The following is a 24,300-nucleotide window of genomic DNA, read 5'->3' on the forward strand; positions in this document are numbered from 1 at the left end:
CTTATGAGCCAGCATTTACGAATTGTTTTGATAGAAGATGACGACATTTTAAGGATGGGCTATGAATCGTTGTTAACCGATGTTGCAGAATTTTCGGTCGTGAATTCGTACGCATCTTACGATCTGGCCAAGAAACAGTTAACGGCCGACCAGCCCGATGTAATTTTACTGGATATACAAATGCCCGGTACAAACGGTCTGCAGGCCCTGCCATTCATTAAGAAAGCCCTTCCGCATACCAATATTATTATTTTAACCGTTTTCGATTCGCCAGAACTTGTTTTTGAAGCTTTAACCATGGGCGCAGGCGGTTACCTGACCAAAAATTCGAGTGCGGCTAAAATTATCGATGCCGTTAAAGAAGTAAGTACCGGAGGCGGTGCAATGAGTACCAATGTGGCGAGGATTGTGATGCATTCTTTTCAGAAAAACCTCGATTCGCCATTAACCAAACGCGAAACCGAAATATTGGACCGGATTGCAAATGGGCAAACGAAATCGCAGATAGCGAACGATCTTTTTATCGATCAGGAAACCGTAAGGAGCCATGTTAAAAATATTTACATCAAACTCGATGTAAATTCTAAATCGGATGCCATAAAAACCGCAAAAGAAAAACGCTTTATTTAAGCAATAACACATTTTCGGTAAAAAATAATGCTAAAATCACCCTTTTTGGGTGATCCTTCCAGCTCAATTTCAGTTTAATTTTACATCATACAATTAAACAGGGTTATGAGCCAATCTGCAAAATTCTTTTACGTGCAAGTTAAGCAACTAAATGATGCAGATGCTTTCTACACCAATTGTTTAGGGATGCTTACTGAAAGCACCACCATCTCTGGCAAAGAAAAAGGGATACTGGTTAAAATAGATCAAGACACCAATCTTTTCCTAACCGAACACAAACATCAGAACCAAACCAATAAAATTTTATTAACCAGCGATGATTGCTTAGAAGATTATTGCCGGTTAAAATCGAGAGGAGTGGTTTTTAAAAAAACACCATCTTACCTGAACGAGGGTTTAAGCATCGAATTTTCTGATCCATACGGCAACGATTTTACCATTTTGGAACAACGTAACTATAATGAGGATTAAGGCCATGAGGTACGTAAAAGAACTGAGCAACAGAAATAAGATTGTAAGCGAAAGCACCTGCGAAGCACTGTACGAGCAACAGAACGATGCTTACACCATTAAATTTGTTTTTAACGGAAGCGAAAACTGCGAAATCAACAAAAGGAAGTTTCGCATATACCCAGATACCTTTGCCATTGTAAATGCCGGCACCAACTTTTGCAGTAAAATAGATTCTATAAACCCGGTAAACACATTTTCAGTATCATTTGGTGAAAATTTTATTAAAGATTTTCATCATAGTTTTTCCAGCAGCGACGAAAACCTGCTCGATGGAAAGGAAGCCGGCGAAATACCTGCGTTTATCGAATCGCTTTATCCCTTTACCGGCGATATGCGCTTTAACGTATTGCACTTAAAAAAACAACTGGATAAGGGCTTAAACAATGAAATGCTGATTAACGAGTACATGTACCATTGCCTTTTAAACTATTATAAAATTTACGATAAGGAAGTAGTACAGAAACTGGGCAGGCTGAGCTTTATCAAAACCAAAACCCGTGAAGAGGTTTTGAAAAGGTTAACACTGGCCAAAGAGTTCATCAGCAGCAATTACAACCAGAACATCAGCCTAGAGCATATTGCCGAGCAGGCCTGTTTATCGGTTAACCATTTGCTCAGAACCTTTAAAGAGGCCTACGAAATAAGTCCTTATCAGTTTTTAATGCAGCTAAGGTTAAACCGCGCTAAAATGCTGCTGCAAACCACGTCTTATTCGCTGAATGAAATTGTGGGTTTGGTGGGTTTTGAGTGCCCAAGTTCATTCATTAGGTTATTTAAAAACACATTCAACATTACCCCTTTAAAGTATAAAAAGAGTAGGTTGAATTAATGATAAATAGTGATTCTTGCATATTTTGTGTAGGCAGTTGAAACTATTTTTGAAGCTCTTGCAGGACAATTTGTAGAAGTTTTTTCCTGTTTAGGTTAATAATGATTAAAAAAGCAAGCGGCCAGGATTGGCGTTTGCTTTTTTGCGTTTAAGCCCCTCCACAATCGAAAATGGTGATTTTCGCACATTTTAGGATTTCCATAGCACCTAAATTGCTAATTGATTTGGTTTCGTGCGTATTTGCTGAAAACTAAAGAACTAATTAATTACTAACTATTTATTTCCAAACATGAAACAAAAATTACTATTGATTTTTATGGTTACGGTTTTGTCTTATTTTAATGCCCTGGCGCAGAATAAGACCATAACCGGAAAGGTGGTTGATGCGGACGATGGCTTGCCATTGCCAGGCGTATCAATTAAAATAAAAGGTACCACACAGGTAACCCAAACCACAGGGCAGGGAACCTTTTCCATTTCGGCACCTGCAAACGCAGAAGCTTTAATTTTAAGTTACGTAGGCTACACTGAGCAGGAAGTTAAAATTACCGGCGAAACAATTACCATCCGCCTGGTATCATCAGCTAAAAACCTCCAGGATGTAATGATTATTGGTTATGGAACGATAAAGAAGGAAAATTTTACGGGTTCAGCATCAGTAATTGATGGCGATGTTTTGAAAGACCGTCCTATTACTTCTTTCGAGAAAGCTTTACAGGGAGCTGCTGCGGGTGTACAGGTAACCAGTGTATCTGGCCAGCCGGGTGCAACTTCTACTGTCCGCATTCGTGGGGTAGGCTCTTTTACAGCCTCAAGTACGCCACTTTATGTGGTTGATGGTATCGCCATTACCAACGGAGATTTGAGTAATGTAGCACAAACATCGGATGTACTGTCTTCAATTAATCCGAATGATATTGCTTCCATCACTGTATTAAAAGATGCAACCGCTGCAGCTATTTACGGATCAAGGGCAGCAAATGGAGTTGTACTCATTACGACTAAGCAAGGTAAAGCAGGGCAAACCAAACTAAGCCTAAGCACAAGCACCGGCTATTCGTACCAGGCGGTTGATAAGCATGAGGTAATGGATGCCACCCAGTACTATAAAACATTTTGGGATGTTTATTATGCACAGCGTTTGGCAGCAGGCTTAACACCTGATGCAGCAGCTACTGCAGCAAACGGATTAACCAATGCCAAATTGGTGGTAAACCCCTACAATACAGCAAATCCTTATACTGCAAACGGAGTATTGGCTAATGGCGCGTCATTACTTTATGATACCGATTGGCGCGATGAAGTATTGCGCAGAGGGGTAACCAAAAATATAGATCTATCGGCCAGCGGTGGTAATGATAAAACAAAATTCTTTACCTCTGGAGGTTATTTTGAACAAAATGGTATCGTAATCCGTTCAGATTTTAAGCGGTATTCTGGTAAATTCAATATCAACTCTGAAGTAACCGATTTCTTAAAAATCGGTATCAACAATAGCTTGGCCCGTACCGAACAGAATACCCCGGCAGGAAGCACAGGTTCTGATAACCCTGTAAACTTTGCCGATCAAACGGCAAATATTTATCCGTTATATGTACGCGATGCGAGTGGAAACATTGTATACGATGCTACCGGAAATCCGGTTTACAACTACATTAATCCAGTTACGCCAGATTTTAATCCAGTTGGTTTATCCAAATTAAACGAATACAATACCATTACCAATAGGGTAATTACGAGTCCATTTGCAGAAGTTAAGTTTTTAAGGGATTTTACGGCAAAAAGTATGGTTGCGGTAGATTATATCAACAACCGTGAGCGCCAATTCTACAATATGGAGCATGGCGATGGATTTAGTGTTAAAGGCCGTGCCTACCGCTACTCAAAAGAAGATGTTACCGTAACTTTTCAAAATACAATAACCTATAACAGAACCTTTAATCAACATAACTTTGATGTTTTATTAGGTCAGGAAGCATATCGTTCAAAACGTGATTATACTTATGCGCAGGTTACAGGATTTCCTTTCCCGGGTACAAATGAACAGATTGCGGCATCAACGCCATCAAGAACAGAATCTTACTACACACAACAAAGGTTTGCTTCATATTTTTCCCGTTTACAATATAACTATGATGGGAAGTACTACCTTTCTGGAAGTTTAAGAAGAGATGGTTCTTCTGTTTTTGGTAAAGACAATAAGTATGGAACATTTTACTCTGTTGGCGGCGGATGGCGCATAGGAAAAGAGAATTTCTTGAAAGATGTAAACTGGATTGATGAGTTGAAGCTAAGAGCCAGTTATGGTACATCGGGCAATGATAGGATTGACCGTTATGCATCTCAGGGCTTATATGGCTTGGGTAAAAACTATGATGGGCAATCAGGCATCAATTATGTTCAGTTAGAGAATGTAAATTTAAGATGGGAACAAAACTCAACCGTAGATATTGGTTTGGAATTTGCCTTTCTTAAAGGTAAAATCAGTGGGGAGGCTTCTTATTATAAAAGAGGATCTAAAGGTTTATTGTTCGATCAACCACTTACCAGATTAACCGGGTTTGACAATTTGATCACCAACCTTGCATCAATGGATAATTACGGTGTTGAAATTTTATTGAACGGAAACCCGATAAAGACTAAAGATTTCGATTGGAATATCTCATTCAATATTACGTCAAATAAAAACAAGATCAATTCAATGACCCAAAATGAGGTGATTGATGGTACGAAAAGATGGAAAGTTGGACAAGATCGATACCAATGGTACTTGCGCGAATATGCTGGTGTAGATCCGGCAGATGGCAGGCCAATGTGGTATACCGATGAAATTGTTAACGGACAGGCTACAGGCAATAAAATTACCACTAAAAACTGGTCTACGGCAACAAGATATGACGGTTTGGGTTCTTCATTGCCAAAATTCACCGGAGGTTTTAACAACACGTTGAAATATAAAGAGTTTGACCTGAGCGTATTCACTTATTTTTCTACAGGAGCTAAAATTTACGATACGCTGTATGGCAACCTGATGCATAGTGGAGGTTCTGTTGGTAAACAATTATCAGTAGATAATTACAATAGCTGGCAAAAACCAGGAGATATTACTGATGTACCACGCTTCGTAATCAACAATACCGATTTAGGTAACAGTCAATCAACACGTTTCCTTTACGATGGATCTTTTATGCGGGTTAAAAACATCACACTGGGTTATTCTTTAAAGAGAAACTGGTTAGAATCTATCCATTTATCAAATGTAAGGGTATATCTGATGGCTGAAAATCCCTTTACACTGGCAAAACATAAAGGAATGGATCCTGAATCGGCACTTACCGGTTTAACAGATAACGATATTCCAAATGTTAAAACATTTACGCTAGGTCTTAATGTAGGATTTTAATTGATAAAGAAATGAGAAATATAAAAACATATAAAACCGCCATATATACCGGAGTGCTGTTGCTTTTAGTTGGTGCAACTTCATGTAAGAAAGAATTTTTGCAGGTAACGCCAACGCAGCAGGTCAACGCAAAGGATGCTTTTTCTTCTGCAGCCAAAATACAGGCTGCAATGACGGGTATTTACGACCTAACTACCTTTTCGGGCTATACCAACAACATGATATTGAGTGCAGACGTTAAAGGAAACGATGTAATGATTGTGAGCGGTGCCGCAAATTACAACCGTTTTGTAGCCCAGTATCAGTTTATCGAAACAGTAAACAATGGCGATGCCTATACTTGGTGGCAGTATGGCTACAAGGTAATTTCCAATGCAAACCAGTTTGTAGTAAATATTCCGGATGCACCAATAAGCGATGCCTTAAAAACAGAATACTTAGCCGAATCCCGTGCATTGAGGGCTTATACTTACTTTTGGTTGGTACGTTGGTTTGCACAGTCTTATAGTGTGAATCCTGAAGCACTCGGTGTACCTATTTTAAGGAAACCGTTGGGGCCGGATGAGACATCTCCTGGAAGGGATAAAGTAAAAGATGTATATGCTTTCATTATTGAGGACTTAAAATATGCCGAGGTGAACTTACCAACCACGGGCAGGACGAACATTTATAGAATGAATGTGGCTGCTATTCAAGGAATGTTGGCAAGGGTTTACCTGAATATGGGCAACTGGGCAGAAGCCAGCCGCTATGCCAAACTGGCCCGTGCCGGAAAACCGTTGAGTACAGCTGCCGCCTTATTAACCGGATTTAATACTCCAACCACAGAGTGGATTTACGGCATTAGTGTAAGAACAGATGATAATCAGGGCTTCTTGGCTGTATCATCATTTTATGACCCTTACGATTCAGGTTATTCTAGTTTTAGGGTTACCGACGACTTTTTTAATTCTTTTGCCGCCAATGATGAACGTAAAAAACAGTTTTTGGTTAAAAGCAGTTCAACTGCAGCACCGAGTACGGCTGCTTATAGAAGAAGGGGCGAGGGTTATTTGATCAATAAATTCGATTTTACATCAACTACTGCGAATAACCAGGTGTTGATGCGCTCATCAGAGATGTATTTGATCGAAGCAGAAGCTGAGGCAAGGCTTAATAACGAGCCGGCGGCTAAACAGGCGCTGCTAGCTATACAGCAAAGAGCTGGTGTGGCCACTGCGGTTTCTGCCAACACCGGTAATGCTTTAATTGAAGAAATTTTGTTAGAACGAAATAAAGAACTGTATGGCGAAGGACATAAGTTTTTTGATCTGTTGCGCACCAACAAAGGCGTGAACAGAACAGGGTCTACCGTGCATTGGAAAATCGTGAATTTCCCGTCTGGCGATAATAGGTTGGTTTCTCCAATCCCGCAATTGGAGCTCGATGCCAATCCGGTATTAAAACCACAACAAAACCCAGGGTATTAATTATTTTTCCCGCTGAATTAATTCAGAATTTACGGCCCTTTTCAACTGGTTTGGAAAGGGCTTTTTTTCTATTTATCACATTTTAGTTACTTGATAATTATGGTGTTATCGGCATATTATTATTCTTTAATCTGCTCGATCTTTAATAAAAAAACACAGATAGTTATGAGACTAAAAGCTTTGGTGATTTTATTACTAGGTATTACAATCACAAATAATGTTTTGGCTGTTGAAAAACCAACCGCAAGCCACACATCGGTTATCAATTACTTTATGGACAGTTACATGAATTCTGACTATAAGAAATTAAAGGCCGTTTTAAGTGAAGATGCCGTTTTTACATCGAACAGGGATGTAAGGGTGATCAAACATAAAGCTGTTGATGTTTTAAACCAAATGAAGAAAAATGAAGGCGTTATACAAAGAGATTGCAACATCAGTTCTACAATCGTTTCGCAAACAGATGCATTGGTGATTGCCCGTATAGATATTAATTACGAACTATTTGATGGTGCCCAACAAAATTTTGTAATCATCGAGAAAACCAAAGAAGGCGAGTGGAAAATTTCTCAAGTATATAAAGTGTTTATTACCAGCGATAGTGAAGTTAAAAAACTGGTTTAAATTTCAACCGCAGTAAACAACAAATGCCTGGTAAAAACCAGGCATTTGTTGTTTTATTTATTTGGATCTTTAAATTCAATGGGCAGTTCTACCAATGTTCTGTCCCAGCCGATAACCAGGTTTGCACCACCATTAATCGGTACAAAAGTTAACGAGAAATACTCTAACGGTTTAGGCAAAGCCTTAACAGGCACGTTTACCCTAACAACATCTTTTGCGGGGTTGTAGGTAAAAGCACCCCATTTATCTGTTTCGGCATTTACAATAATGGTCCAGGTTTCTTTGTTCGGGATGGCGAACAGGCTGTAGGTACCCGCTTTGATTTTCTTGCCTCCAATGCTCACTTTTTTAAAGAAATGTACCTCCGTACTTTCGTTGGCGCCAAAACGCCAAACCGTTCCAAACTGTTCCAATACACCAAAAATATCACGCCCTTTTTTCTGTGGACGGGAGTAAACAATTTTGATCACCGGTTTGGTTAAATCTCCAGCTTTTGCCTTTGGGGCATTCAGCGGGAAATAAACAATATCAGCCGGACTTGGATCAGCAACAGGAAACTTTATCTCTGTGCTGGCAGGCTGTTGGGCCTTTGCACCAAAGCATATAAGAGCGAAAACAACAATGAAGATGTTTTTCATCTGCTGTGGAATTAAATTTTTAACCCTAAATAAGGATATAAATGGTAAAGAAACTAGTATTTTCTTCCTTTTACAATGGCATTTAAAAATAAGCCTGCGGTTAACAAACCTAAAACACCACCTAACAAAGCGAAAATATAGTTGTGCGTAATGATTGCTCCAGTTAAAACTCCGAAGAATAAACCTAAAGCATAATATAACCAGTTAAAATTATTGCTGCTGTTTTCTTGTACACTCATGTTTTTTGTTATTTGGAGGCAAAGTTAATATTTATTTTAAATTTTAATTTGTCATTCAGCCCGAATGTTCCAATTAATTATCAATTCTGTCAATCTGTTATACAAATCGGTGCATTAAGCTCAATAACAGCGTGCGCATCGCTAAGTTTAGCCTTCTATAATTTGCCGGTCAACAAGGAAAAAACAAGTAAAAATATTTTCTTCAGCTGATATAATAATCTTTTCGACAACCATTTTTGGCCATTATTTAAATTAAAACAGGGTTTTATCAAGATAATGTAAAAGAAGCATCCAAACATTTGGAAATTAATCAATCGTTTGATTAATTTTGTGCTGTCAAAAAGAAATGAAAACAGAAAAAGTAGATAAAAGGCAGGCCATACTCGAAGCAGCAGAAAAGCTGTTTTGCGAAACGGGGTACGAAGGTACTTCTACCCGCCAGATTGCAAAAGAATCTGGAGCGAACATGGCAATGATAAATTATTACTTCGGTTCGAAAGAAGGAGTTTTTGTAGAGATTATGAACGAGCGGATTGCTGGTTTTGCCTCTCAGTTAAAAATCATCAACGAAGATAAGATATCGGCAATAGAGAAACTCCACAAGGTTATTGAGGGTTATGTAAACAGGATTCTCAACAACACTGCATTCCATAAAATGATGCACAGAGAGCTTTCGCTGACCCAAAGGCCCGAAATGTACGATAAGATTAAAGATGCCATGAGCCAGAACATGCAGCTTATCGACCGCATTATAACCGGTGGCATTGAGGACGGCAGTTTTAAACAGGTTGATGTACGCATGGTAATTGCCACCATTATGGGCACCATAACCAATATTGTTATTGCGCCGAACAAGATCATATCGTGCTCCAACTTCGATTTAAACAACCCGAAAGATAAAAAAATGATTAAGGAGCGGGCAATTGCTCACTTACAAGACCTAACAACAGTTTATTTAACAACAAAAAAATGATACCCAAATCAATTAGATTAATGCTTGCGGCATCATTAATTCCGGCGGCTTTGTTTGCGCAGAGTTCGAAAGAATTAAATATCAATCAAGCAATAGAACTTGGCATAGCCAACAGTAAAAATTTAAAACTCTCGCAGAATAAAATTGATCAGGCTGTGGCGCAGCTGGAAGTCGTAAAAGATAATGTACTGCCTACTGCAAGCGCTAGCTTTATGTACAACCATGCCGAAATCCCGACAAGCACTTTTGAGCTACCTGGGGGAGGATCAGCTTTACATTTACCCAAAAGAGCTGATGCTTTTGTAGGTACTGCTGCGGTACAGGAACTGGTTTACGGAGGCGGTAAATTAAAATATGCCAAAGAATCGACCAAGTTATTGGCCGAAGTAGCCCGTTTAGATGCCGATAAAAGCAAAGAAGACATTACCTACGCGGTAATTAACACCTATTACGCTTTGTATAAAGTACTGCAGAGCAGGAAAGTGGTCGATCAGAATTTAGAATCTATTGCTGCACAGATTAAACAGGCCCAGCGCTTTTTTGAGCAGGGCATTGTTACCAAAAATGATGTGCTGCGTTTCCAGTTGCAACAGGCAAATGTTACGCTTACCCAGCTGGATATTGAGAGTAACCGCAAGGTAATTAACTATAACCTCGATATCCTTTTAGGCTTACCAGAAGATACAGAAGTTAAAATTACCGATCCGAGTGCAGGTTTAAAAGCAGCTGGTTCTTTAAACGATTATATCGGTTTGGCAATGGCTAACCGCCAAGAATTAAAACAGCTTGATGTACAGAATAAAGTAGCCGGTTTCAACATCAAAACCATTAAGGCAAATACTTTACCTACAGTTGGTGTAGGGGCAAACCTATATTACATTAACCCAAGCGGTAACTTTATTCCACCAACAAACCAATACTTAATGCCGATTACATTGGGCGCAACGGTTTCTTGGAATTTCGGAAACCTTTGGACAAACAAAAATAAAGTGAACGAAGCTAAAATTCAGCAGAGTGCAATTACCATTCAGAAAGATATTTTATCCGATCAGCTAAAAACAGATATCAACAAAAACTTTCAGAGCTACCAGGTTGCGGTAAATAAAATCCAGGTTTTAGAAACCTCAATTGCACAGGCAACAGAAAACGATAAACTATTGGCTTCGAAATATAAAAACAATGTAGCATCTGTTACAGACCGTATCGACGCCGAAACATTATTATACCAAGCAAAAATAAATTTAGAGATAGCAAAAGCAGACGCTGGTCTGGCTTACTATACCTTATTAAAATCAACAGGAAAAATAACGCAATAAATACAGCAATGACAACTGAAAAGAAAAAAAAGAATTTAGTAGTACCCATCATTTTAGGTGTTTTACTAGTAATAGGTGCCGTTTTCGGTATCGTAGAGTGGAATTATTACAGCAAACACGTAGATACAGACGATGCTCAGATTGATGGCGATATCAGTCCTGTTGTTGCCCGTGTTGGCGGTTATGTTAAGGATATTAATTTTGAAGAGAACACACATGTAACCGAAGGACAGATTTTGGTTAAGCTTGATGACAACGATTATAAGGTTAAATTGGAGCAGGCACAGTCTGGAGAAAAAGGAGCAAGTGCTGGCGTTGGTGTAGCGCAATCGCAAATTGTTGCCACACAAGCCAATACAAGTACTGCAAAGGCAAATGTAGAAACCGCAAGGGCAAATGTTCAGGCTGCAATTGTTAAATTAAACTTGGCGCAGAAAGATTTTAACCGTTACGCCAACCTGGTTAAAGATGGTTCGATAACACAACAGGCTTTCGATCAGTCAAAAGCATCTAAAGAAGCAGCTGAAGCAGCTAAACAAGCAGCTCAGGCAGCATACCAAGGTGCACAAGATCAATACAATGCTGCGGTTAAGCAAGTGGGTACTACACAGTCCCAATTGGCAGTTAGCAACACGGTAATCAGTCAGCGCCAAAGCGATATTGATTTTGCAAAACTTCAATTGTCATATACCGATATCAAATCGCCTGCAACAGGTATTGTTTCTAAAAAGAATGTGCAAAAAGGACAGTTGGTACAAGCTGGCCAGTCATTATTCTCTGTAGTGAACGACGGAAGCATTTATGTTACAGCCAACTTCAAAGAAACACAGTTAGAAAAGATCAAAACCGGTTCTAAAGTAGAAATCGAAGTAGATGCTTACCCTGATGAAAAAATTGAAGGTGAAGTTTACAATTTCTCTCCAATTACAGGTGCAAAAGGATCTTTATTACCTCCCGATAATGCAACAGGTAACTTCGTAAAAGTTGTTCAACGTGTTCCGGTAAAAATTAAAATTCATCCATCAAAAGAGCTGTTAGCCAAATTGCGTCCAGGAATGAGCGTTAAAGCATCAGTTTCTACTAATTAATATTATAATGGCCGAAGTAGGTTTAAAAAAATGGATCATTACGTTTACGGTAATCACAGCTTCATTATTGGAGCTGATCGATACAACCATTGTAAACGTAGCGATTCCTCAAATACAGGGAAACCTGGGCGCAACCCTCGAGGATGTGGCCTGGTTATCTACTGGTTACGCCGTTGCGAATGTGATTATCCTGCCCATGTCGGGCTGGTTGGGCAGCCGTTTCGGCCGTAAAAATTATTTCTTAACCTCCATCATCGTTTTTACACTCGTTTCATTCTTGTGCGGAAACGCAACATCACTTAACGAGTTAATTTTATTCAGGGTTATACAGGGTTTAGCAGGTGGGGGGTTAATTTCTACCGCTCAAGCCATCTTGATCGAAACCTGGCCCCGTGAAGATGTAGGTATTGCAACAGCGCTATTTGGTTTAGGTGCGGTTGTGGGCCCAACTGTTGGACCAACCATTGGAGGTTATATTTTAGAGATAGCAGATTGGCCGTGGATTTTTTATGTAAATATTCCCGTCGGGATACTCGCCGCGTACTGTACCATAACCTTTATCCGCGAAACCCCCAAGGATGGGCAGGGCAAACCTGTTGATTGGTGGGGGATTGCATTATTGGCCATCGCGGTTGGAAGTTTACAAACGGTTTTAGAAAAAGGCGAAAGTGAAGATTGGTTTGCAACACCATACATTGTGGCATTGGCTGTGGCATCTGTTTTTGGTTTGCTGCTATTTATCTGGCGCGAAATCAGTACAGATCACCCCATTGTAAACCTGAAAATCATGAAAAAACGAAGCTTCTCTATCGGGATGTTTACTTCATTCGTTCTAGGGTTCGGTTTATATGGCTCTGTATTCGTTTTCCCGGTTTTTGCGCAAAATCTTCTGGGCTTTACGCCACTGCAAACCGGAAAGCTGTTTATTGCCGGCGGTATCTGTACCATTATGATGATGCCATTTATTGGTATTATGCTTAAAAAAGGGGTACCCGCTCAGTTTATGGCCACAGGCGGAATGTTTTTATTCTTCGTTTTCTGTTGGATGCTTAGCAAATCAACCTTGGCTTCAGGAACAGGCGATTTCTTTTGGCCATTGGTAATTAGAGGATTTGGAATGGCTTTGCTGTTTGTTCCGCTAACCACATTGGCCATGCAGGATTTATCCGGACCGGAAATTGGACAGGGCTCTGGACTAAACAACATGAGCAGGCAATTGGGCGGATCTTTCGGGATCGCAGCGTTAACCACTTTAATCCACGTCCGTCAAGGTTTTCACCGAAGCAACTTAATTGAAAACATCAACGATTACAACCCGGCATTTACCCAAAAATTAAACGGCTTGATGCATAATTTTATGGCAAAAGGAGCTTCATTTATTGATGCCAAATTAATGGCCATGAAAGCGATAGAGGGATCGGTAATTAAACAGACATTATTGCTTACCTATAATGATGCATACTGGGTGGCTGGATTGATCATGTTGTGCTCAATTCCGTTGCTTTATTTGCAAAAGTTTAAGAAAAATGCAAACATTCCTACAGATGTGCACTAAAATTGGCAAAGAAATAGCCTAAAAAATGGTAAAAAACAAAAACAGCCGGTGTATTTTATTACATCGGCTGTTTTAACCCAAAAAATTAACAATCAATGCAATGCCCTTAAACATTGCAAATGTTCTTACTTAGCTACCAAGTAGCCAAATAAGATTCTAAAATTAAAATTTATTCTACAATTTTCCAAATTGTAAGCCTTAGAATTTTAATACCTTATGCATTTTTTGTAGTATTACGGTATACAAAACTATTGCATAAGCTATGCCCAAACTTCGTTTAACAACGCAACGAGAATCTATTTTTAATAATGAGGTAATCTCAAAATTTGAACTCTTTAACAGTTTATTTCTCACCTTGCCTTTTTACAAAATTAAAGATACCGGAACACTGCTTCCGCTGTTCTTTAAAAGCTGTGAAGAAGGTATTGCAAACGGAGAAAAACCTGCACAGATTATTGAAGAGTTTTTTGCCAAGTATACCAGTTATACCGACCGAAAGGATATTGTTGACCTGTTGTTCCGTTTTATCCAGTACATAGAGCGCCAGGTAGTGCTTTTTGATGCCGTAGAAGATGCATCCTTTACCAAGCTGAATACTACAGATGAGCAGAGTACATTGGCCTTTATTTTAAAGAAAAATGCCGATAACAAGCCTGTATTGTCGAAAATTGAAAAGCTGATTGATGAACTTTCGCTCCGCTTGGTATTAACCGCTCACCCTACGCAGTTTTACCCGGGCAGTGTTTTGGCCATTATAACCGATTTAACCAAAGCCATTAGAGATAACGATATTACCTCAATGAATTCGCTGTTACAGCAATTGGGTAAAACGCCGTTTTTTAATAAAAAATCGCCAACACCAGTTGATGAAGCACTTAACCTGGCCTGGTTCCTAGAAAATACATTTTATTTTGCTGCGGCCAATATACAGGAAGAGATAGATCAGAACCTGGATGAATATAACCTCGAAACCAAGAAAATTTTAGAACTGGGTTTCTGGCCGGGAGGAGATAGGGATGGAAACCCGAATATCCACGCCGATACTACTTTGGAGGTGTCAAAAATGTTGCGCCAGATCCTTTTCCGCTGTTATTACCGCGATTTCAGGGTAATTAAACGTCGCATTACCTTTAGGGGGGTTGAAGAGAACATTGCCAAATTGCATGATGTGCTGTACCTCAATGCTTTTGACCAAACCTGCGAGCCTGAAGATATTTCGGAAGAGCTGAAAGAAAACCTGAACAAGATCAAAGACACGCTTTTAGAAGAGCATGATGGACTGTTTGTTGATCTGGTTAATGATCTGATCCGCAAAGTCGATTTGTATGGTAATTATTTTGCTTCGTTGGATATCCGCCAGGATAGCCGCGTGCTAAGAAACGTACATGCTTACTGCCGTAGCAATAAGCCGATTTCTTCATTATACCCAGCCGATTACGACAAGCTTAGCGAAGCTGAAAAGCTGGATCTGATTTCTTTTAAAGAAGCAACCATCGTTTATGCAAATGAGGCTGATGCCCTAACCAAAGATACCATCGAGGTTATCAAAGAAATTAAAGGCATACAGAGAAGGAATGGCGAAAAAGCCTGTCACCGTTTTATTATCAGCAATTGCCAGCAGGCTAGCGATATTCTGCAATTGATAGAGCTTTTCCTTTGGAACGGTTGGAGCAAAGATGCCTTAACAATTGATTTTGTGCCGCTTTTCGAAACGGTAAACGATTTAAAAGGTGCTGCTGAGATAATGGATACACTGTACAGTAATCCTTTTTACAAAGCACATTTAGCCAACCGTGGCAACAAACAGCACATTATGCTGGGCTATTCTGATAGTACTAAAGACGGGGGTTACCTGATGGCCAACTGGTCTATTTTTAATGGTAAAACATCATTATCGGCCGTGGCTTTAAAACACAATATCCAATTGGCATTTTTTGATGGCCGGGGGGGGCCGCCTGCACGCGGTGGAGGTAAAACACACCGTTTTTATGCTTCTATGGGTAAAGAAATTGCCAATAAAAATATGCAGCTAACCGTTCAGGGGCAAACCATCAGCTCTCAATATGGTTCGGTAGAAAGCGCTGAGTTTAACATTGAGCAGCTAATTAACGCCGGACTTACTTCTGGCCTGAAAGAAAAGCACAACATTTTGCTTGATGCCGATAATAAAGCTTTGCTTGATGAAATGGCTGAAGAAAGCTATAAGGCTTTTGTCGATTTACGCGAGCATCCGTTATTTGTGAGCTACTTGGAAAAATTATCTCCTTTAAAATTATTATCGCAGGCTAATATCAGTAGCCGTCCGGTAAAAAGAAATGGTGGTGGCGAAATGAAGCTCGAAGATTTAAGGGCGATCAGCTTTGTTACTGCATGGAGCATGTTAAAGCAAAACGTTCCGGGCTTTTATGGAATGGGAACTGCGTTAAAAAGCCAGGAAAAAGCGGGTAACTGGGATAAAGTGGTTAAGGTTTACGACGAGTCTGATTACCTGAAAACCATAGTAGATAACTGTATGATGAGTATGAGCAAATCTGACTTTGTAATTACCGCCCATTTAGCTAACGACAAAGAGTTTGGCGCCTTTTGGACTCAACTACACAATGAGTTTAAATTAACCAAAGAGATGCTCTTAAAACTCTCAGGGCAGCCCACTTTGATGGCCAATTATCCCGTAGATAAAAAATCAATCGCTACGCGCGAGAAAATCATCTTGCCTTTGGTATTGATCCAGCATTTCGCTTTGGAAAAACTGCAGCACGATCAGAACGAAAAAGATCAGCATGCTTTAGAAAAACTTGCGGTAAGAACCGTATTCGGTATCGTAAATGCAGGGAGGAATTTAGCTTAACTTTCTGCCAAACCTCGCAGGTTTCAAAAACGTGCGAGGCTTAAAAATATACTCCAGGGTCTGTGTCCGCACAGACCTTTTTTCTTTCTCCTTAGTAATGATTATAATCCCGACTAACAGTCTCGTGAGGAGCGTAGCGCAGCCGAGAAACGCCGGGTTTTTTTTATGGATTCTTCACTACGTTCAGAATGAAAAGTAGTTTACAAACTAAAAATCCTCCGCAGATTTACATCTACGGAGGATTTTGTATTTCGAAAAAGCGGGATTAAAGCTTTAAGCAATTATCGATCAATAGAACCCATAACCTTTTGGCCGAAAGCATTTAATGCATCCTTTTCTGCGGCACCTTCGCTTACCATTTGGTGTACTTCAAGCGCGCCGCAAATATTGGTAATCATTTCGCCAGCCACATCCACTTCGTGTTCGCTAACGCCTCTAAATTCGCAAAAAGCCTCTAAAACCTCTAAAGTTGTTTCCAGTTGTGCCGGAGTGGTGTTTTGAAATAATTGTCTTATTACCGGAATCTTCATTACTTTATCTTATTAAATAATTCTAATAAACCTTCTGCTTTGTTGGTTTGCACCTGATCTACCAAGCGGCCACCTTCAAAAGCTGCGAAAGTTGGTAAATTATCAACGTTTGCAAATTTGCGTGAGTTTGGAAGTTTTTCGGCATCAACAATCAAGAAAGCTACATCTTCATTTTCAGCAGCCAGTTTTTTAAACTTAGGTTTCATGATCCGGCAGTTTCCGCACCAAGATGCAGCATACTGAACCATAACCTTTGAGTTATCGGCCAAATATTGTTGAAGATTATCTTCTGTTAATTCTAAAAACATAACGTTTTATTTTATTAGTTAGCGGCTAAATATTCAGCAACACCAGTTCTGTTTGCATTCATTGCTTCTTTTCCTTCTTCCCAGTTTGCAGGACAAACTTCGCCATGTTTTTGAACGTGTGCATAAGCATCGATCAAACGTAAATATTCTTTAACGTTTCTACCCAGTGGCATGTCGTTAACGCTTTCGTGGAAAACTTTACCAGTTTCGTCGATTAAATAAGTAGCTCTGAAAGAAACATTTGAACCTGAGAATGATTCGTTTCCTTCTTCGTCGTAATTAACTTCTTGGTCTAAAATATCTAATATGCCAGATAATTGTCTGTGTGTATCAGCTAAGATTGGATAGGTAACACCTTCAATACCACCGTTATCTTTAGGTGTGTTTAACCATGCGAAGTGAACTTCATTTGTATCGCAAGATGCACCGATTACAATTGTATTTCTTTTTTCAAACTCAGGTAAAGCAGCTTGGAAAGCGTGTAATTCTGTAGGACAAACAAAAGTAAAATCTTTTGGATACCAGAATAATAACACTTTACTATTTTTGTTTACAGCTTCTTCAAATACGTTGATTTTCAAGTCATCGCCCATGTCTGACATTGCATCAATACTAACACTCGGGAATTTTTTACCTACTATTGCCATAATTTTTTTGTCTTTAATTTTGTGCCACAAAGGTAAGGCTAAATCAATTGCCAACCAACCCCGTTTAACTAATTGTTAATTGTATTTATTGATGGCCATATAGAGGAAAACTATATTATTTTTATGAAATATAGCGGGATTCTATTTGCGCTTTGTCGTCATTTCGAGCGGAGAGCAACGCAGCCGAGAACCACGTAAGTGCTCTGCGAAGCAAAATCTACCTCGAGACAGATCTCTCCGCTCCACTGCACCCGATAGCTATCGGGTCCGGTCTAGATGAAGGATTTTTATTAAAAACTACTTCTTCAATGTATTTTCGTACAGTTTAAATATCCGTTTGTACTCATCTGTCCAACTGCTTGGTTCAACAAAGCCATGATCCTCTACAGGGTAAACGGCAAGTTCCCAGTTGTTTTTGCCCAGCTCGATAAAACGTTGGGTAATCCGCACGATATCCTGAAAATGAACATTCACATCAACCATGCCATGGGCCATTAAAAGGTTGCCCTTTAACTTATCTGCAAAGTAAATCGGCGAACTTCTTTTATAGGCAATTGGGTCGTTAAAAGGTTCGTTTAAAATGTTCGAAGTATAACCATGGTTGTAATGTGCCCAGTCGGTAACCGAGCGTAAGGCGGCACCGCTTGCAAAAACATCCGATTCGTTGAACATGGCCATTAATGTAATAAAACCGCCATAAGAACCACCGTACAAACCAACATGCTGCGGGTTAACACCATATTTTTCTACCAGAAATTTAACACCATCTACCTGATCGGTTAAATCTTTTCCGCCCATATGGCGGTAAATGCCCGTGCGGTGATCGCGGCCATAACCAGAACTGCCAGTGTAGTCGATATCAATAACGGTATAACCATTATCGGCCAATAAATTGTTGAACATAAACTCGCGGAAATAAGTACTCCAGCCGAAATGCACATTTTGCAGATAACCAGCACCATGCACAAAAACAACAGCAGGATGGTTAGGATGTGGATTGTCTGATTTATACACTCTTGCATATACATCGGCACCATAACGGTTTTTAAAGCTTACCATATCCGGTTGACGCCATTTATAAGAATTAAACTCTGCTGAAGTAGATTGGGTAACCTGAACAGCTTTTGTTCCAACTTTATTTGGCTGAAGGTATAATTCGGACGGTTTATCCATATAAGAATAACTGATGGCAATGTACTTCTCGTCAGGAGAGAGGGTAATGTCGTTCAGGCCCTTCATGGTCGTAATCTGCTGCGGCTCCCCGCCATTTACGCCAATTTTGAAAAAGTTGGTTATCCCAGGATGTTCTTTGTTTGCCTTAAAATAAAAGGTGCTTCTATCTTTAGAAAGCTGTACCGATTGTACCTCCCATTTTCCAGATGTTAGTTGTTTTTTATCGCCTGTAACCACGTTGGCAACGTAGAGATGCGAATATCCTGTGGCCTCGCTCTGGTAATAGAAACGGTTATTGTCTATCCATCCGGTGCTGCCCTGGTAAAAGCCGCTAATGCCGGGGCCACCAATCCAGGCTTCATCCCGCTGGCGGTCTATCAAAGAAAATTTACCTGTTGTTGCATCCAGTTTCAAAATCCAACGGTCTTTGTTATCGATAGAGGCTGCAACAACAATTGCCGTGCTGCCGTTATCATTCCACAGAGGACCGAAAAAGTTAACGGGTCTATCGGCATTTTTCTTTTTAAGGGTATCCAGTTCCTTTGGATAATCTTTCAGGTAATCGGGAAGATCTTTGATGCCTGCAATGGTCGAGGTTTGAATGGCATAAACGGTATCGCGCTGGGTATCATAAATAAAACCCTGTGATGTATTTTCGTTTTCACCGACTTTCGTTCTGCCTGGAATATCTTCTGTGTATCCAGATGAGGTAATGTAATTTGGAACAATGGTGCCGTGGTTGTTCTGAGCAGGTACAGTTAATTTATAGGAGATAAAATGCCCGTCTGGACTAATGGTTACGCCATTTAAAAACTTATCTTCTGTGTAAAGCTCTTTTAGGGGTTTGGAATCTGCATTTGCCGAATTAAAACGGCCCCTTCCACCGCGCGAGTTGTTTCTGGCTTCGGAATTTCTTTTTTTAATGATATCGAAAAGTTCTGTTTGCTGGGCTTTTAACCATTTATCCTGTTCGGTAGCCGGTTTATTTTCTGGTCTGCCTGCTTTTTTGCCTTTAACAAAGTTGGTTAACTGCCTGGTTTCTGCCGATTTTAAATTGAGTTCGAAAAGGTTATCGCCCAATTGATATACAATGTTTCCATTGGTTAAAAAAAGCGGACTGTTTTCTCTTTCCTGTGTTCTGGTTAGGCGTGTTTCTTTATTGGTTTCAAAATTCTGTAAATAAATATCGCCGCTTTTTTCAATTAAACCCAAAGAGCGGTCGGTATTATAGGTATAGTTTAAACTCAATAATTTTTCATCTTCCTTTTCAGCTGCTTTAACAGGTTTGGTAGATGTGGCCAAAACTTTGAACAGCTCTTCTTTCGCTTTATTTTCTGGATTCCAGTTAAAGTATAGTGTTTTGCTGTCGGCGGTCCAACGGAAATTGCTTGGCGAAACACCCATCCATTTGGGGTCGCGCATTATTTTTTCAACAGTAAGTGGCGCAATTTGCTGTGCAAAAGTATATTCTCCTGTGCAGAGCAAAAGGAAAAGTAAATATTTCTTCATGAATTTTAGGTTTGGGTGCAATTTAGGCAATGCACGTCCTATTTCAAGAAGGAAATGGAAATGTTACAACTTCATCGTAGGGGGTAACCACAGATAAATAGGATGAACACAGATAACCGTTCAAAATTTATTTTATCCTTGGTTTATAAACTATCTGATTACCCTTCCGGTTTTGTCTACGTTAACATCATCAAAAGGTTTTAAATACTCGTTAATGATCACGGCAAATTCGCGCCTGGTCAGCACTTTTTTAAGGTCGTATTTAGCGGTAAACCTGTAATTTTTGTTCCATTTTTTCTGCAGTTCGGCCTTGGTGGCCTCAACAGATTTATTGCCCACATAGCTAACCATGGCTATTGTGTTTTCTAGGTTGATGGGGATGTTCTGATGATCGTCAAACCAGAGCTGTGCTTTGTAATAATAATCTTTGATGGGCTGTTTAATCTCGTTATAGCTAACTTCCTGCTCTGGATTAAAATAGGCTTTATCTTGTTTTATTTCGGCTTTAATAATACCTGTTATGCCAATTTTCTGGATCGCCAGCCAGTTAGAGTCTATTGCTTTTACATCTTCAAATGGCATGAGCGCATGTTTGTAGCTCAATAATTCGCCCTGGATCCTTTTTAGGTTCGATAAACTGGTTTTGGTATCAAAAAAAGCCGCGTAAGCTGCGGTTGCTCCGGCTGCGGCACCAGCCTCAAATTGATTTGCAGCAATGCATAAAAGGTTTTCCTGGTTGGGAATAAGTAAGTTATATAAGGATATGAAATATGCACCGCCCGAAGAAAGGCTGGCTACAGTGGTTCTGTAAAGGTTTTCAGTATAGTTAAGCTGTGTTGGGGCTGTTGCGTTTAAGGTGCTGATCTTTAATGCGGCTATTAATTTATCAGGAGCATCGGCCATAACCAGCAATTTTGCCCTAATGCTTTTGTCTTTTGTAAGTTTCACTTCCCAGCCACTGCCAGCGCGTTTAATTTCGGTATATGGGCTATTGTTGATTACATTTAGAAGCAAAGTACTATCAACAACTGCGATTTTTGGTAAGGCCTTTTTATCTGCTTTTGGCTTGGGCGTGGCTAAACTATTCGCGTTTTCTATTTCGCGTTTCAGAAAAGCCTGGTATAAATCTTTAACCTGTTTGGGTTTAGTTTCCGAAATGTTTTTAAGGTTCAATTGTACTTTTTGGGTAAGAAGGATGGTTTTAACCCCAGATCGGAAAGATTGAAATGCGGCTGCATAAGCGGCATCGCCACTACCAATTACCAATACATCTGTTTTTAGGGTTTGGGCATGGATAACCAGGGGAATTATGAATGCGAAAACAAAAAACAATCTCTTCATCTTTAAAAATTAAAATTTGCTGCAATATGCTTTAAATGAATGAATTTTTAATGAAATGAAGGCATTTTAACTAAATTTAACCTACAACCTCATTTAAATTGTTAACATTTGGAAACGATGGAACAACAGATCAGATCAATTTTCGGTTTACAGCAGATACACAAATTCGAATTGCGTAAAACAGATGCAAAAACCCGTATCAAAAAACTGAGGCTCCTTAAACAGGCTTTGGAAAAAGCGGAAGAAAGTATATTTGCTGCATTGGAAAAAGACTTGCGCAAAAACCGTTTCGAGACTGCTGTAACCGAATTGTTTTTTACCTATGCCGAGATAGATCATGCCATAAAAAAACTGCAGGGTTGGATGAAGCCCAAATCTGCCGGCAGAACCATGAGCAACCTTTTTGCCAGGAACAAAATTTATTATGAGCCTAAGGGTACATGCCTCATTATTGCACCTTGGAATTATCCTTTGCAATTGGTGATGAGTCCTTTGGTTTCGGCAATTGCTGCTGGAAACTGCGTCATCATTAAGCCGTCTGAATTGAGCAGTGCAACCGCTAAGGTAATCAGTAAATTAATTGCTGATACTTTTGAGCCCAATGAGATCGCCTGTTTTGAGGGCGACGCTTCAGTTTCTACGGCACTGTTAAAGCTTCCTTTCGATCATATCTTTTTTACGGGCAGCACCGCCATTGGTAAAATAGTGATGGCAGCGGCGGCAAAAAACCTTACATCCGTTACTTTAGAGCTCGGCGGCAAATCGCCAGCAGTTGTTGATGAAACCTGTGATTTGCAACAAGCTGCTCAAAAAATTGCCTGGGGTAAATTGGTTAATGCCGGACAAACCTGCATTGCGCCAGATTATGTTTTAATAAAAACTGAGTTGAAACAGGCATTTGTAAGCCACTATAAGGCGGCTGTTGAAAGTCTATTTTTTACAGAGGGTAGCCTAAATAAACAGGTTTATGGGAAAATAATCAATGAAAAACAGTTTGAACGCCTGAATGGCTTAATAAAAGGTGCCGTAAATGAGGGTGCAAAGTTGGAGTGGGGCGGAGAAACTGATTTTAAGGATTTAACAATCAATCCTGCCATTTTAACATCGGTGGAGCCGGATAGTGAAATGATGAGCGCAGAAATTTTTGGGCCAATTTTACCCGTTGTTATTTATGCGGACTTACCTGAGGCAATTGATTTTATCAATAATAAAGCTAAACCACTGGCGCTCTATATTTTTTCGGCAAGCAGGGAGAATCAAAATCAAATCATTAACGAAACCAGTGCAGGTGGAACCTGTGTAAACGATGTGCTGGTTCATATCAGTAACCCGAATTTACCTTTTGGTGGGGTAAATGGCAGCGGCATGGGAAGCTGTCATGGTATTTTTGGATTCAAAACCTTTTCGCATGAAAGAGCTGTCGTTTTTCAGTCTAAGTTGGGTTTAACCAAACTGATTTATCCACCTTACGGCAAGAAAATGGGTTTGTTAAAATGGTTGAAAAAATTGATGTAATAGCACTATTTTCAACCACAGAGAAAAGGAGCTTTCACCGAGCTCACGAAGGCTTTGTATTCTCTGTGTATTCCTCAGTGTGCTCTGTGGTTAATATGCCGTTGCTTTGGAGAAAACCGGATAATTCTCCTTATTTTGGTTTTATGGATTTAGAACAACTTAAATACCCTATTGGACAATTTTATATGCCCGAAGTTTTTGACCAAAAGCAAGCTGATATATGGGTTGCAGAAATTGAGGCTTTGCCCAATCAGCTTAAAACGGCTACCGAAAACCTGAGCGATGAAGAATTAAACCAAACTTACCGACCTGGAGGATGGACTTTGAGGCAAGTTGTGCACCATGTTCCAGATAGTCACATCAATGCCTACATCCGTTTTAAGCAGGCCATTACCGAAGATATTCCGGTAATCAGACCATATTACGAGGAGCGCTGGGCGGAAACCGGAGAAGCAAAGTTCGGTGATATCAAATTATCACTCGATCTGTTAGCGGCCTTGCATCAGCGCTGGGTTGCATTTCTAAAAACATTAAAAATAGAAGATTATCAACGCAGATATATACATCCTGCCCAAGGAAAGGAACTTAGCCTAGCCAACATGTTGGGTATGTACGCCTGGCACGGAAAACATCATTTAGCGCACATTACAAATACGGTAACCAAATGAAAAGAATATGCTTCAACTTAATCTTCTTGATTGTAGGCTTTAGCAATGTTGCAAAAGCGCAAAAGGAACCATCCAAAACCTTTGCATTTCTGCTGGGTTCGTGGGAAATGCAAACGGCCAAAGGTAAAATTATAGAGCAGTGGGTTCAAAACCCCGATAAAACCCTCAGCGGCAAAAGCTACCGGATAAATGCCAAAGGCGATAGTTTACTTACCGAAACATTACAGATCAGAAAAACAGGGGATGATATTTTTTATTGCTCAACCGTAACTGGGCAAAATGGAGGAAAAGAAGTTTGTTTTAAACTGCTGCCTTCAAAAGACCGGATTTACGTTTTCGAAAATCAGGCGCACGATTTCCCACAGAAAATAGTTTACCAAAACCAAGGCAAAAGTGAAATGCTCGCCTGGATAGAAGGCGAGCTTAATGGTAAAAGCCGAAAATCGGAGTTTAGGTATAAAAGGCAATAACTATATCAAGATAA

The 24,300-nt window shown here is 39.8% G+C and carries 21 protein-coding genes; 14 read left to right on the forward strand and 7 right to left on the reverse strand.

Translation table 11 applies throughout. The annotated features are described in order from the left end of the window. The first annotated feature begins 3 nt into the window (after nt 1–3). From ACS5PU_RS09025 to ACS5PU_RS09050, 6 genes are all read left to right on the forward strand, one after another. Nucleotides 4–630 carry a response regulator transcription factor gene (locus ACS5PU_RS09025; protein ID WP_439458961.1) on the forward strand — a complete coding sequence of 209 codons (627 nt, stop codon included), beginning with the start codon at nt 4–6 and terminating at the stop codon, nt 628–630. 105 nt (nt 631–735) lie between these two features. Continuing rightward, a complete protein-coding gene (locus tag ACS5PU_RS09030) occupies nt 736–1,101 on the forward strand; it encodes a VOC family protein (RefSeq protein ID WP_439458962.1) in 366 nt (121 codons plus the stop codon). Nucleotides 1,102–1,105: 4 nt separating this feature from the next. Further along, nucleotides 1,106–1,972, forward strand: coding sequence for a helix-turn-helix transcriptional regulator (locus tag ACS5PU_RS09035; RefSeq protein WP_439458963.1), 867 nt, complete (start codon nt 1,106–1,108; stop codon nt 1,970–1,972). 289 nt (nt 1,973–2,261) lie between these two features. Beyond that, nucleotides 2,262–5,375: a SusC/RagA family TonB-linked outer membrane protein gene (locus ACS5PU_RS09040; RefSeq protein ID WP_439458964.1), complete on the forward strand. Its 3,114-nt coding sequence runs from the start codon at nt 2,262–2,264 to the stop codon at nt 5,373–5,375. An 11-nt stretch (nt 5,376–5,386) separates the two neighbouring features. Beyond that, the gene (locus ACS5PU_RS09045; protein ID WP_439458965.1) at nt 5,387–6,844 is read left to right on the forward strand and encodes a RagB/SusD family nutrient uptake outer membrane protein; all 1,458 of its coding nucleotides are present in this window, start codon (nt 5,387–5,389) and stop codon (nt 6,842–6,844) included. Between the two features lie 165 nt (nt 6,845–7,009). Continuing rightward, nucleotides 7,010–7,468: a hypothetical protein gene (locus tag ACS5PU_RS09050; RefSeq protein WP_439458966.1), complete on the forward strand. Its 459-nt coding sequence runs from the start codon at nt 7,010–7,012 to the stop codon at nt 7,466–7,468. 53 nt (nt 7,469–7,521) lie between these two features. Here the strand turns inward: ACS5PU_RS09050 and ACS5PU_RS09055 are convergent, their stop codons facing one another. Together ACS5PU_RS09055 and ACS5PU_RS09060 are read right to left on the reverse strand one after the other, a co-directional pair. Then, nucleotides 7,522–8,106 (reverse strand): DUF2911 domain-containing protein, encoded by a 585-nt coding sequence (locus tag ACS5PU_RS09055; protein ID WP_439458967.1) that lies wholly within the window; start codon nt 8,104–8,106, stop codon nt 7,522–7,524. A 53-nt stretch (nt 8,107–8,159) separates the two neighbouring features. After that, nucleotides 8,160–8,345, reverse strand: coding sequence for a hypothetical protein (locus ACS5PU_RS09060; RefSeq protein WP_124558927.1), 186 nt, complete (start codon nt 8,343–8,345; stop codon nt 8,160–8,162). 346 nt (nt 8,346–8,691) lie between these two features. Between ACS5PU_RS09060 and ACS5PU_RS09065 the strand changes: the two genes are divergently transcribed. The 5 genes from ACS5PU_RS09065 (at nt 8,692) to ACS5PU_RS09085 (ending at nt 16,125) form a co-directional block, all read left to right on the forward strand. Beyond that, a complete protein-coding gene (locus tag ACS5PU_RS09065) occupies nt 8,692–9,318 on the forward strand; it encodes a TetR/AcrR family transcriptional regulator (protein WP_439458968.1) in 627 nt (208 codons plus the stop codon). Continuing rightward, nucleotides 9,315–10,634, forward strand: coding sequence for a TolC family protein (locus ACS5PU_RS09070; RefSeq protein WP_439458969.1), 1,320 nt, complete (start codon nt 9,315–9,317; stop codon nt 10,632–10,634). The genes ACS5PU_RS09065 and ACS5PU_RS09070 overlap by 4 nt, the downstream gene beginning before the upstream one ends. An 8-nt stretch (nt 10,635–10,642) precedes the next feature. Then, on the forward strand, nt 10,643–11,722 hold the full coding sequence (locus ACS5PU_RS09075; RefSeq protein WP_439458970.1) for an HlyD family secretion protein: 1,080 nt from the start codon (nt 10,643–10,645) through the stop codon (nt 11,720–11,722). 7 nt (nt 11,723–11,729) lie between these two features. Further along, a complete protein-coding gene (locus tag ACS5PU_RS09080) occupies nt 11,730–13,277 on the forward strand; it encodes a DHA2 family efflux MFS transporter permease subunit (protein ID WP_439458971.1) in 1,548 nt (515 codons plus the stop codon). 262 nt (nt 13,278–13,539) lie between these two features. Continuing rightward, complete coding sequence (locus tag ACS5PU_RS09085; protein WP_439458972.1) at nt 13,540–16,125, forward strand: phosphoenolpyruvate carboxylase; 2,586 nt, start codon at nt 13,540–13,542, stop codon at nt 16,123–16,125. Nucleotides 16,126–16,406: 281 nt separating this feature from the next. Here the strand turns inward: ACS5PU_RS09085 and ACS5PU_RS09090 are convergent, their stop codons facing one another. From ACS5PU_RS09090 to ACS5PU_RS09110, 5 genes are all read right to left on the reverse strand, one after another. Then, on the reverse strand, nt 16,407–16,655 hold the full coding sequence (locus ACS5PU_RS09090; protein WP_010599336.1) for a DUF6952 family protein: 249 nt from the start codon (nt 16,653–16,655) through the stop codon (nt 16,407–16,409). After that, nucleotides 16,655–16,963 (reverse strand): thioredoxin family protein, encoded by a 309-nt coding sequence (locus ACS5PU_RS09095; RefSeq protein WP_439458973.1) that lies wholly within the window; start codon nt 16,961–16,963, stop codon nt 16,655–16,657. The genes ACS5PU_RS09090 and ACS5PU_RS09095 overlap by 1 nt, the downstream gene beginning before the upstream one ends. 14 nt (nt 16,964–16,977) lie before the next feature. Beyond that, nucleotides 16,978–17,664: a peroxiredoxin gene (locus ACS5PU_RS09100; RefSeq protein ID WP_439458974.1), complete on the reverse strand. Its 687-nt coding sequence runs from the start codon at nt 17,662–17,664 to the stop codon at nt 16,978–16,980. A gap of 243 nt (nt 17,665–17,907) precedes the next feature. Continuing rightward, nucleotides 17,908–20,292 carry a prolyl oligopeptidase family serine peptidase gene (locus tag ACS5PU_RS09105; RefSeq protein ID WP_439458975.1) on the reverse strand — a complete coding sequence of 795 codons (2,385 nt, stop codon included), beginning with the start codon at nt 20,290–20,292 and terminating at the stop codon, nt 17,908–17,910. Nucleotides 20,293–20,442: 150 nt separating this feature from the next. After that, the gene (locus ACS5PU_RS09110; protein WP_439458976.1) at nt 20,443–21,633 is read right to left on the reverse strand and encodes a hypothetical protein; all 1,191 of its coding nucleotides are present in this window, start codon (nt 21,631–21,633) and stop codon (nt 20,443–20,445) included. 117 nt (nt 21,634–21,750) lie between these two features. Between ACS5PU_RS09110 and ACS5PU_RS09115 the strand changes: the two genes are divergently transcribed. The 3 genes from ACS5PU_RS09115 to ACS5PU_RS09125 all read left to right on the forward strand — a co-directional run bounded on the left by ACS5PU_RS09115 (nt 21,751) and on the right by ACS5PU_RS09125 (nt 24,286). Next, nucleotides 21,751–23,148, forward strand: a complete 1,398-nt coding sequence (locus ACS5PU_RS09115; protein WP_439458977.1) for an aldehyde dehydrogenase family protein — start codon at nt 21,751–21,753, stop codon at nt 23,146–23,148. Between the two features lie 143 nt (nt 23,149–23,291). Beyond that, nucleotides 23,292–23,816 carry a YfiT family bacillithiol transferase gene (locus ACS5PU_RS09120; protein WP_439458978.1) on the forward strand — a complete coding sequence of 175 codons (525 nt, stop codon included), beginning with the start codon at nt 23,292–23,294 and terminating at the stop codon, nt 23,814–23,816. Then, a complete protein-coding gene (locus tag ACS5PU_RS09125; RefSeq protein WP_439458979.1) occupies nt 23,813–24,286 on the forward strand; it encodes a DUF6265 family protein in 474 nt (157 codons plus the stop codon). Before ACS5PU_RS09120 ends, ACS5PU_RS09125 begins: the two co-directional genes overlap by 4 nt. Nucleotides 24,287–24,300: the final 14 nt, after the last annotated feature.

Source organism: Pedobacter sp. GSP4, from assembly GCF_051857575.1.
Lineage (GTDB): Bacteria > Bacteroidota > Bacteroidia > Sphingobacteriales > Sphingobacteriaceae > Pedobacter.